This window comes from Streptomyces sp. NPDC029296 (assembly GCF_055569255.1).
The window spans coordinates 75,922-86,203 of sequence record NZ_JBVHXT010000001.1; the positions used below are offsets into that span (position 1 = coordinate 75,922).

Genomic DNA, 10,282 nt, shown 5'->3' on the forward strand with positions numbered 1-10,282 from the left:
CCTCCTCCCCCCCCCCCCTCCCCCCCCCCCCCCCCCCCCCCCCCCCCCCCCCCCCCCCCCCCCCCCCCCCCCCCCCCCCCCCCCGGCCCGTCAGGCGGTGCGCTCGCGCACGGTGATCGCGCTGACCGGGCAGGCGCGGGCGGCCTCCCGGACCATCGGGTCGTTGACGCCGTCCTCCTGGCCGGGCAGCAGGGTGCTGTAGCCGTCGTCGTCCTGGGTGAAGACGCCCGGCGCCGCCAGCGCGCACTGCCCGGCGCCGATACAGACGTCCTTGTCGATGTCGATGTCGATGTGCATGAGCGAAGCCTCTTACCAGGTCACGGGGAGTTCCAGCATCCCCTGGATCGTGTCGCCCGGTTTGAAGGGAATCTCCTCCGCCGGGACGGCGAGCCGCAGCCCGGGCAGCCGGGTGAAGAGGCTGCCGAGGGCGATCTCCAGTTCCGCGCGGGCCAGGTTCTGGCCCAGGCACTGGTGGATGCCGAAGCCGAACGCCACGTGGTGGCGGTCGGCGCGGTGGAAGTCCAGGCCGTCGGGGTCGTCGAAGACGGCCGTGTCCCGGTTGATGACGGAGGTCGCGAACAGCACGCCGTCGCCGGCCCGGATGGTGGTGCCGTCGATCTCGATGTCCTCCAGCGCGATCCGCTGCAGCCCCTCGGCGATGGACAGCATCCGCAGCAGCTCCTCCACGACGGCGGGCAGCAGCGCGGGATCGGCGCGCAGCTCGGCCAGCCGGTCGGGGTGCCGGAGCAGGGTGTAGGTGCCCAGGGAGATCATGTTGGCGGTCGTCTCGTGCCCCGCGACCAGCAGGATGACGGCGAGCGACACCACGTCCTCCCGCTCCAGCTCGCCCTGGAGCAGCCGGTGGTGGACGAGGTCGTCGAGAATGCCCTCGCCGGGCTCGGCCTGCTTGGCCTTGGCGTCGATCAGCTCGCCGAGGTAGCCCTCCAGCCGGTCCCGGGCGTCCGTGGTGTCGTCGCCGGTCGGGCCGCGCAGCAGCCGGCGGGACTGCTCCTCGAAGAACTCGTGGTCGGCGTAGGGCACGCCGAGCAGTTCGCAGATGACCATGGACGGCACGGGCAGCGCGAAGGCGGAGACCAGGTCGGCGGTCGGACCCCGCTCGATCATCGCGTCCAGCAGTCCGTCCACGATCCGCTGGATCCAGGGGCGCTGCGCGGTGGCGCGTTTGACGGTGAACGACGGGATCAGCATCCGGCGCTGCTGGTGGTGCTCGGGGTCGTCCAGCCCGAGCAGGGCCAGCTTGCGGTAGCGGCCGGCCTCGAAGCGGGGCGTGGGCACGGGGAAGCCGTCGCGGCGGCGGTCGGTGGACAGCCGGGGGTCGGCGAGCAGGGCGCGGGCGGTGGCCTGTGCGGTGACCATCCAGACCTCGCGGCCGTCGTAGAGGGTGACGCGGGACAGGGGTCGCCCGTCGCGCAGCGGGTCGTATCCGGTGGGGGGGTGGTAGGGACAGGTGCGGTCCTGGGGGAATGCGACGGGTTCGGCCGGGGCAGCCGGGCCGGTGGTGTCCGTCAGTTCCGTCATGGAAAGACCTCGCAGACGAATGAGTGCGTCGTGCCGATCTTCATTAGATGCCCCAGGCATCTATGGGTCGACGGGAAGTTCGGCCACATCGGTGGCCTTCGCGATCTGGCCGAAGTACCCCGCCTCGACGGCCGGGAACCGGCCACCGTCCCGGACATCCTGTGAGGTAATGGCCGTGCGCGGTACGGATGTTTCCGGTGGCCGCGGGTGTTGTCGACCGCGACGATGTTCGTCGGACGGATGAAGGGAAGCGCGAGATCATGCCTCTTGAGGGCGAGTACGAGCCCAGCCCGGAACAGTGGGTACGCGAGCAGGTCGAGTTGTACGAGAGCTCGGGCGGGACGCAGGGCACGACCCTGCTCGACACCGGGCTGCCGGTGATCGTGCTGACCACCCGGGGCGCGAAGAGCGGCAAGCTCCGCAAGACGCCGTTGATGCGGGTGGAGCACGAGGGCCGGTACGCGGTGGTCGCCTCCGTCGGCGGTGCCCCCAAGCACCCGGTCTGGTACTTCAACGTCAAGGCCGACCCGCACGTCGAGTTGCAGGACGGCCCGGTGAAGCGGGACATGCGGGCCCGTGAGGTCACCGGGGCGGAGAAGGCCGAGTGGTGGGAGCGGGCGGTGGCCGCGTTCCCGCCGTACGCCGAGTACCAGGAGAAGACCTCCCGGGAGATCCCCGTCTTCGTGCTGGAAGCGTCCGACGGGGACTCCTCCGGCGAGGGCTGATTTCCGGCCGGGAACCGCTGTATTTCAGAAAAATCTGTTTCTGGAACGTGTGAAGCGGTTCGGCGTCGGGCACTGGTCGGTCAGGCCCCGCCGCGTTCCCCCGTCGCGGCGGGGCTTTCCTGTGCCCCGTCCGCGAGCCGGTCGGTGACGTCGAGAAAGATCTGGCCGGCGTCGGGGAACGTCCGGGCGAGGGACCGCTTGATACGGTCGGCGACCTCCTCCACGCGTTCGCTGTCCAGCCCCGGCACGAGGTCGACGCGGGCCGCGACGAGCGTGGAGTCAAGACCCAGCTTCATGGTGAACAGCGCCTCCACGCTGTCGATCTCCGGCTGGGCCCGCAGCAGCGCCCGGATCCTGCCGCTCAGCTCCGGTTCGGCGGCCTCCCCGATGAGCTGGTCGCGGGCGTCGCGGCCGAGCCGGTAGGCGACGTAGACCAGCAGTACCCCGATCGCCAGGGAGGCGGACGCCTCCCAGACGACCTGCCCGGTCACCATGTGCAGGGCCATGCCGATCAGGGCGAGGGTCACACCGAGGACCGCGGTGCCGTCCTCGGCGACCACCGTGCGCAGCGCGGGGTCGCGCAGCCCGCCGAGGCCGCCGCCCTGCCGGCGCACCTGGTGCAGGGCCCGCAGCAGCGAGCCGGCCTCGGCGGCCAGCGCCACGCCCAGCACGATCAGGCCCGCCACATAGCCGCTCAGCTCCTCCTCGGCGCCGCCGCGCAACGCCTCGAAGCCCTGGAAGAAGGAGAAGCAGCCGCCCATGACGAAGATGCCCACTGCGGCGAGCAGGGACCAGAAGAAGCGTTCCTTGCCGTAGCCGAACGGGTGCCGGCTGTCGGCCGGGCGGCGGCTGCGGCGCAGGGCGGCCAGCAGGAAGACCTCGTTGAGGCTGTCGGCGACCGAGTGCGCGGCCTCCGACAGCAGCGCGGGCGAGCCGGCGAGCACCCCGCCGGCCCCCTTCGCGACGGCGATCACCAGATTGGCCGCGAGCGCCACGAGGACGGTGATCCTGGTGGACCGGTCGTCCTTGGCCCCGGGGCCGGCATCGGGGGCGGTGCCGCCGTCGGTGTCCGGGCCGGTGGGCCGAACGGTGCCGTGGTCCGTGTGCGCGTCGGCGCCGGTGCCGGCGTGGCCGCCGGGGGACGCGGCGTGGTGGGGTTCCGGATGGCCGCCGCGGGGCTCGGGGTGATGGGGTTCCGGGTGGCCGCCCGCCCTGTCGCGGCGATCCGGCGGACCGCCGTGGCCGGAGGAAGGCCGTGACGCGTCCGGCGGGGCGCCGGGGGTCGGGCGGTGGGCGTTGCTCCCGGCCGTACGGGCGGCCGTCTCCCGGTTCGAGGATGTTCCGCTCACCCTTCGCCGACTGCCCCCGACCGGGCCGCTCACACCGTGCGGGCCGCGCGAAACGGGGAACACGGGGCCGGAACGGGGAACGCGGGGGTCAGGAGCATCCGGCCGGCGAGGAGGAGACATGGGCGGCCACGGCAACAGCGCGTACGGACACCGGACGTTCACCAGGTCCCGGAGCCACTTCGCCGACCGGATCACCGCCGACGGCCGGGACGGCTGGCCGGTGGCGTCGGACCGCTACCGGCTGGTGGTCTCCCGCGCCTGTCCGTGGGCGAGCCGGGCGGTCGTCTCGCGCCGGCTGCTGGGCCTGGAGGACGCGCTCTCGCTGGCGGTGGCCGATCCGGTCCAGGACGACCGCAGCTGGCGGTTCACCCTGGATCCGGACGGCCGCGACCCGGTGCTCGGCATCCGCTACCTGAGCGAGGCCTACGACCGGAGGGAGCCCGGCCACCCGGGCGGGGTCAGCGTGCCCGCGATCGTGGACGTCCCCAGCGGGCGGCTGGTCACCAACGACTACCAGCGCATCACCCTGGACCTGGCCACCGAGTGGACCGCCCTGCACCGCCCCGGCGCGCCGGACCTGTACCCGGCCGCCCGGCGCGAGGAGATCGACCAGGTGATGGCCGAGGTGTACGAGGACGTGAACAACGGGGTGTACCGGGCCGGGTTCGCCACGCACCAGCGGCAGTACGAGGAGGCGTGCGCGGGTGTCTTCCGGCGGCTGGAAATGCTCGGTGAGCGGCTGTCAGGGCAGCGTTATCTGGTCGGCGACACGCTCACGGAAGCGGACATCCGCTTGTTCACCACCCTCGTCCGGTTCGACGCCGTCTACCACGGCCACTTCAAGTGCAACCGCTGGAAGCTGGCGGAGCATCCGGTGCTGTGGGCGTATGCCCGGGACCTGTTCCAGACGCCCGGCTTCGGGGACACGGTCGACTTCGACCACATCAAGCGGCACTACTACCAAGTCCACACCGGCATCAACCCCACCGGGATCGTGCCGCTCGGGCCGGATCTCGGCGGCTGGCTGACCGGACACCGCCGGGAGGAGCTGGGCGGCCGGCCGTTCGGTGACGGCACGCCGCCGGGACCGGTGCCCCCGGGCGAACGGGTGGCCCCCCGGGGACGGCCCGCATGAGGGGCGTCCGACGAGGAAGGAGTCACACATGGCCAAGAAAGACAAGCACAAGAAGAACAAGCTCCCGCTCGTCTACCAGCCGTTCGGCTTCGCGCTCAGCTGGGCGGGCGGCGCGCTGGCCGGGGTGGCGTTCCGCAAGGCGTGGAAGACGATCCGGCACGAGGACGACGCGCCCGACGCGCTGGACCAGGACCGCGGCTGGGGCGAGATCCTGCTGGCCGCGGCGGTACAGGGGGCGATCTTCGCGGTGGTCCGCAGCGCCGTGGACCGCACCGGCGCGAAGGCCATCGCCCGCTCGACGGGAGTATGGCCGTCGACGGACAAGAACGGCCGTGACTGACCGCCGACCGGGGTTGACCGACGCCCGACGAGAGACGACCGGGACCGGCCCACGGCCGAAGAGAGCCGGCCGAAGCCGCCCCGGACCGCCGACGGACGGCGGCCCGGGCCACCGGCAGCCCACAACGGAGAGTCCGGATCATCGGCAGCCCACGGCGGTCGGCCCGGGCCACCGGTGGCCGACGGCGGACGGCCGCCGGGAACGGCGGCTGGCGTCGGCGGCCGGGGCCGGTCCACCCGACGGGGCGGCCGGGTCCGGGCCTGTGGGCCGGCCCGGTCGCCCGGCCGGCCCCGTGAGAGAGCCGGACGCGGGCCGCCCCGCCGCCTCCCCGGCCCCTACCCCGCCCCACCGCTCAGACCGCGTCCAGCCACCGGCCGTCGCGCATCAGGTCGCGGTCGCGCAGTTCGTTCTCCTCCCGCCAGGCCTGGACGCGCTGGGGGATCACCCTGAAGTACAGGTAGGGGGCGGCCAGCCGACGGGGATCGAAGCCCGTCTTGCCGGCGAAGACCTCGGCGTCCTCCTCGGGCAGGTCCTCCGGGGTCACCGCCCGCGCGGTCCCCTCGATCAGGACGACGTCCCGCGTGGGACCGATGCCGAGCCGGGCCCTCCCGGTGGCCACGAGGTTGCGGCCGGTGGGGCTGTCGGCCGCCGTGGCGATCAGCAGCGAGGTGCCGTCCCACACGAACGACAGCGGCACGAGATACGGGGCCGCGTCCTCGGGACCCGCGGTGGCGACCCAGGCGTCGACGTCGGTGTCCAGCCGGTGGAGGGTGTCCTTCTTGCGCCGCGCGACGGAGCGGGCGGGCGGCGGGGGCGGGATCATGACGTACGGCCTCCTCTTTCCGGTGATCGTTGCGTTCAGTGTGGCCATGCCCGACGAGAAGACCGTGTCGCGCCACGACTTCGGCGACCAGGTCAGTCGCAGCCGAAGTCGTCCTTCACGCGGGGCCAGGCCTCCACGCCGCCGGGCGTACGGACGTAGGCGGTCCGCCGGTCGCCGGTCAGCCACAGCCGGCTGCCGCGGTGGTGGTAGCCGGTGTCGCGGGCGTCGGCGGGCATGCGGACGTGCGCCCGGTACGGGGCGCGGAGCAGGTCGTATCCGGCGAGCACGCCGTCGGGGTCGCGGGCGTACGTCCGGTCGTCCAGGGCGAGCAGGCGGGCGGACTGCCAGCCGCAGTGCTCCGGCCCCGTGGAGCTGTGCAGCCTGGACACCGGGACCCTGCGGCCCGCGCGGTCGGTCCAGATCTCCCAGTCCGTGGTGGCCGTGAAGCTCTCGGGGAGTTCGGCCGGGTCGCAGGAGGCGCTGGTCTCCGGGCCCCAGCCGGGCCGCCCCTCCTGGTCCCTGGCCACCACGACGGCCACCTTGGTCCGGCCGGCCACGTCGTAGGAGTACAGCACCCGGTCGGGTTCCCGGCGCTCCACGCGGTAGCCGTGGCCGGGGAGGTCGGGCCCCGCCATGTCGAAGTAGAGGTCCAGTCCCTCCTCGGGGGTGGTGCCGCCGTCCGCCCTGCTCCATCCGTCGGGGCCGAGGCCGTCGAAGATCTCCCCGTCGCACTCCAGTGCCCGGCCGGCCGCTCCGGCGGCCAGGCGCAGCGCGCGGGGGCCGCTCTCGTCGAGTTCCCTGGTGGGCACGGAGAGCGGGCCGCCGTAGGGGGTGGCCGGCGGGGTGCCTCGGACCACCAGGTCCGGGCGGGGGCCGTCGTCGCAGCCCGCCGCCGTCAGGGCGGTCACCGCCGCCAGCACCACCGCTGTGAGCCCTCTGCGCATTTCCGCCCCTGCTCTCCTGGCCGTCCTTGTGGTTCCGGGTCCTCCGACGCCGGCGGGGGCGGAAACGTTCAGCGGGCGAGCGGACCGTACCGGCGGTACGCCGCAAAGTCGAAGACATATGTCAATCGAACATGCTCAAATTCCTTGCAACGGCGGTAACTTGGCGGTCGGAATCGACCGGCGCACGGGTGGGAGGTGGTGCCGAGGTGCGACACGAACCCGTATCCCTCACCCGGCAGCTGGGCGTGTACGCCTACCGCGGGCACACCGTGCTGGAGTTCCGGGGCGAGATCGACCTCGTCGCCGCGGAGGAGATCGGCCCGTTCCTCGACCGGGTCACCGGCCGGGCAGGCATCCGGGCCGTGCTGGACCTGCGGCCGGTGGAGTTCTTCGACTGCTCGGGACTGCGGCTGCTGTACCGCGCGCGCTCGCGGGTGCTGGAGCGCGGCGGGCAACTGCACCTGGTGTGCACGCACCCGCTGACGCTGCGGGTCATCCGGGCCACCGGCCTGGCCCGCCTGCTGCCCCCACAGCAGGGCCTGGACGCGGCCCTGGACCGCCCGCCGGCCGGCGGACCGGACCGGACGGCGTGAGGAAGCCGGGAACGGCGGCGCGCTCCCGCCGGGCCGGGCCCGCGGGGCGTCAGGAGCCCAGCACACCCCGGGCAGCGCCAGTGCGCCCAGCACGGTCGCGTCCACCAACAGCCAGGCCACGTAGTCGCCGACGTGCCCGGACCGCAGCCGCCTGGGGGGCGCGGTCCGGCCGGGGCGGCCGTCCAGGCCGGGCGGGTGACGGTGAGGCCGGTGAGCGCCACGGCCGCCACGGTGGAGGCCACGCCCGAGGCCACGCCCAGCAGCACGCCGTGCGCGGTCCAGTGCGCGGTCGCGTGCGCTCCGCCCGACCCGGCCGCGGCGGCGGACCGTGCCACCAGGGAGCCGGAACCGGGCACGGCGCCGGCCGCGAGGGCGGCGGCGAGCAGCACGGCGGGCACGGTCGTCATGATGTCCGGGATCCGGCGGAGCGGACCGCCGGTCTCGGGCTCCTCGGCCGAGCCGCCGGTCTCGTACTCGGCGTCCCCGGGGCGCGGCCCGAGACCGAGGAACACCCGGGCGGTGACCCGCAGCACCGCGCCCGCGGTGATCGCGGAGGCGGCCACGTACACCACGGTGAGCGGGCCGCCGACCGCCTCCTCGGTGATCGCCTTGCCGAGCGCCGTGCCGAACGGCGGCAGGCCGGCCGGACCCAGGGCGCCGACGGCGAACATCACCGCGGCGGCGCGCAGCGGCCGGCCCCGGCCGTGCGGGGCGTGTTCGTCGACGCTGCCGAACCGGTCCGGCAGGGCGCCCGCGCAGGCGAACAGCGCGGCCTTCACGCCGGCGTGGCCGAGGAGGCAGAGGGCGACGCCGGCGTCCCCCTCGGGGGTGAGCACGCCGAGCCCGACGAGGAACAGGCCGGTGTGGGAGACGGACCGCGCGGGGGTGGTACGGCGGTTCACGCGGCACCTCCTCGGTCCGTCGCGCGGAAAGTCGGGGCGATGTGTCCGCGCGGGCCGTTGGGGGGCAGCCAAGCACCGCCGGGCCCGCGCGGGAGCGGCGGCACGCGGGCCGGCACCCGGAGTGCCCCGGAGGCGGGAACGAAGGAAGGGGCAACCGGCGTGCGGGGCCGGGAGGTTGCCGCCGGGCCGGTCGCGGGGCCCGTGCCGGGGGGCGCGGCCGGCCGGTCCGTACCAGAGTATTGACGCCCTCTTATCTCACTCCTTAAATCAAGGGGCGCATTCTTGCCGCGCGACGACCCCCACGAGAACGGAGAGCCATGGCCTCCCCCCGCCTGCTCCGCAGATGTCTGCTCGCCGCCCTGTCCGCCGTGCTGATCGGCTCGGCCGCCGCCGGTCCGGCGCGGGCCGAGGGCGCCGCCCCGGCGGCCGCGGCCGTCGCCACCTTCTCCGACACCTTCGACGGGCCCGCGGGCGCGGCGGTCGACGGGTCGAAGTGGACGCTGGAGACCGGCGACAACGTCAACAACCACGAACGGCAGTACTACACCTCGGGCACGAAGAACGCGGCCCTGGACGGCCAGGGCCACCTGGTGATCACGGCCCGCAAGGAGAACCCGGCCGGCTACCAGTGCTGGTACGGCAGTTGCCAGTACACCTCGGCCCGGCTGAACACCGCCGGGAAGTTCACCGCCCAGTACGGCCATGTCGAGGCGCGGATGAAGATCCCGCGCGGGCAGGGCATGTGGCCGGCGTTCTGGATGCTCGGCACCCCCGTCAACTGGCCGGACTCGGGCGAGATCGACGTGATGGAGAACGTCGGTTTCGAACCGTCGGCCGTGCACGGCACCATCCACGGCCCCGGTTACTCCGGCTCGGGCGGCATAGGCGCGGGCTATACCCTGCCGAACGGGCAGGTCTTCGCTGACGCCTTCCACACCTTCGCCGTCGACTGGGCGCCCGACTCGATCACCTGGTCGGTGGACGGCAACGTCTACCAGCGCCGCACCCCCGCCGATCTGGGCGGCAGGACATGGGTGTTCAACAAGCCGTTCTTCCTGATCCTGAACCTGGCGGTCGGCGGCTACTGGCCCGGCGACCCGGACGGTTCGACGCAGTTCCCGCAGACGCTGGTGGTGGACTCGGTGTCGGTGACGACGGGCACCGGCGCCGCCGGGGCGCCGATCCGGGGCCTGGCGGGCAAGTGCGTGGACGTGGCCGGCGCGAACCCCGCGAACGGCACCCCGGTCCAGCTCTACGACTGCAACGGCACGAACGCACAGGCGTGGACCGCCGGCTCGGACGGCACGCTGCGGGCGCTCGGCAAGTGCCTGGACGTCAGCGGCGGCGGCACCGCCGACGGCACCCCCGTCCAGCTGTGGGACTGCAACGGCAGCCCCGCCCAGAAGTGGGCCCTCCCGGCGGCCCGCGACATCGTCAACCCGCAGGCGGACAAGTGCCTCGACGTCACCGGCGGCAACTCGGCCAACGGGACGCGGCTGCAGATCTGGACCTGCACGGGCGGCGCCAACCAGAAGTGGACGGTCGGCTGAGCGGTCCGCTCAGCGCGGCCGCCAGGTGTACTTGTCCCCGCCCACGAACCGGATCACGTCCGGATCGTCGAGATCGTGGATGGTGAGGCCGTAGGAGGCCGCCGTCTCCAGGACGTCGGTGACATTCCGGGCCTCACCGACCACCTGACCGTCGATCTCCATGATCCGGAACGGCGGCTCGCCCGGCTTGCCCGGGCACACACCGAGGACCAGGATCCGCGGGCGGGATATGTGGGGAGCTGCTTGTTCGGTCATGTCATAGAGCCTAGAACGCCCGGCTCGCCGACGGGCGGTCCACCGGGGGGGGGGGGGGGGGGGGGGGGGGGGGGGGAGGGGGGGGGGGGGGGTGGGGGGGGGGGGGAAGAGGGGGGAACTCAACGCC

The 10,282-nt window shown here is 73.7% G+C and carries 11 protein-coding genes and 1 pseudogene; 5 read left to right on the top strand and 7 right to left on the bottom strand.

The annotated features are described in order from the left end of the window. Window positions 1–90: 90 nt before the first annotated feature. Together ACZ4W9_RS00165 and ACZ4W9_RS00170 are read right to left on the bottom strand one after the other, a co-directional pair. Entirely contained in the window at window positions 91–291 is a 201-nt protein-coding gene (locus ACZ4W9_RS00165) for a ferredoxin (RefSeq protein WP_467932412.1), read from the bottom strand. Window positions 292–309: 18 nt separating this feature from the next. Beyond that, entirely contained in the window at window positions 310–1,539 is a 1,230-nt protein-coding gene (locus ACZ4W9_RS00170) for a cytochrome P450 (RefSeq protein WP_467932104.1), read from the bottom strand. A gap of 260 nt (window positions 1,540–1,799) precedes the next feature. Here ACZ4W9_RS00170 and ACZ4W9_RS00175 point away from each other — a divergent pair, with 260 nt between their 5' ends. Further along, window positions 1,800–2,264, top strand: a complete 465-nt coding sequence (locus ACZ4W9_RS00175; protein WP_467932105.1) for a nitroreductase family deazaflavin-dependent oxidoreductase — start codon at window positions 1,800–1,802, stop codon at window positions 2,262–2,264. Between the two features lie 80 nt (window positions 2,265–2,344). Here the strand turns inward: ACZ4W9_RS00175 and ACZ4W9_RS00180 are convergent, their stop codons facing one another. Next, window positions 2,345–3,613 carry a cation diffusion facilitator family transporter gene (locus tag ACZ4W9_RS00180; protein WP_467932106.1) on the bottom strand — a complete coding sequence of 423 codons (1,269 nt, stop codon included), beginning with the start codon at window positions 3,611–3,613 and terminating at the stop codon, window positions 2,345–2,347. Window positions 3,614–3,731: 118 nt separating this feature from the next. Here ACZ4W9_RS00180 and ACZ4W9_RS00185 point away from each other — a divergent pair, with 118 nt between their 5' ends. Together ACZ4W9_RS00185 and ACZ4W9_RS00190 are read left to right on the top strand one after the other, a co-directional pair. Beyond that, a complete protein-coding gene (locus ACZ4W9_RS00185) occupies window positions 3,732–4,748 on the top strand; it encodes a glutathione S-transferase family protein (RefSeq protein WP_467932108.1) in 1,017 nt (338 codons plus the stop codon). 28 nt (window positions 4,749–4,776) lie between these two features. Next, window positions 4,777–5,088, top strand: a complete 312-nt coding sequence (locus ACZ4W9_RS00190) for a DUF4235 domain-containing protein (protein WP_467932109.1) — start codon at window positions 4,777–4,779, stop codon at window positions 5,086–5,088. A 352-nt stretch (window positions 5,089–5,440) separates the two neighbouring features. Here ACZ4W9_RS00190 and ACZ4W9_RS00195 read toward each other — a convergent pair whose 3' ends face one another. Beyond that, window positions 5,441–5,911 carry a pyridoxamine 5'-phosphate oxidase family protein gene (locus ACZ4W9_RS00195; RefSeq protein WP_467932110.1) on the bottom strand — a complete coding sequence of 157 codons (471 nt, stop codon included), beginning with the start codon at window positions 5,909–5,911 and terminating at the stop codon, window positions 5,441–5,443. 92 nt (window positions 5,912–6,003) lie between these two features. Next, on the bottom strand, window positions 6,004–6,855 hold the full coding sequence (locus tag ACZ4W9_RS00200) for a hypothetical protein (protein WP_467932111.1): 852 nt from the start codon (window positions 6,853–6,855) through the stop codon (window positions 6,004–6,006). 206 nt (window positions 6,856–7,061) lie between these two features. Between ACZ4W9_RS00200 and ACZ4W9_RS00205 the strand changes: the two genes are divergently transcribed. Beyond that, window positions 7,062–7,448, top strand: coding sequence for an anti-sigma factor antagonist (locus tag ACZ4W9_RS00205; protein WP_467932113.1), 387 nt, complete (start codon window positions 7,062–7,064; stop codon window positions 7,446–7,448). A 659-nt stretch (window positions 7,449–8,107) separates the two neighbouring features. Here the strand turns inward: ACZ4W9_RS00205 and ACZ4W9_RS00210 are convergent. Then, window positions 8,108–8,350, bottom strand: a pseudogene (locus ACZ4W9_RS00210) (proton-conducting transporter transmembrane domain-containing protein); the annotation flags it as partial. Window positions 8,351–8,667: 317 nt separating this feature from the next. Here ACZ4W9_RS00210 and ACZ4W9_RS00215 point away from each other — a divergent pair. Then, window positions 8,668–9,900, top strand: a complete 1,233-nt coding sequence (locus tag ACZ4W9_RS00215) for a lectin (RefSeq protein ID WP_467932114.1) — start codon at window positions 8,668–8,670, stop codon at window positions 9,898–9,900. A gap of 9 nt (window positions 9,901–9,909) precedes the next feature. Here the strand turns inward: ACZ4W9_RS00215 and ACZ4W9_RS00220 are convergent, their stop codons facing one another. Further along, window positions 9,910–10,155, bottom strand: a complete 246-nt coding sequence (locus ACZ4W9_RS00220; protein ID WP_467932115.1) for a hypothetical protein — start codon at window positions 10,153–10,155, stop codon at window positions 9,910–9,912. Window positions 10,156–10,282 lie beyond the last annotated feature (127 nt).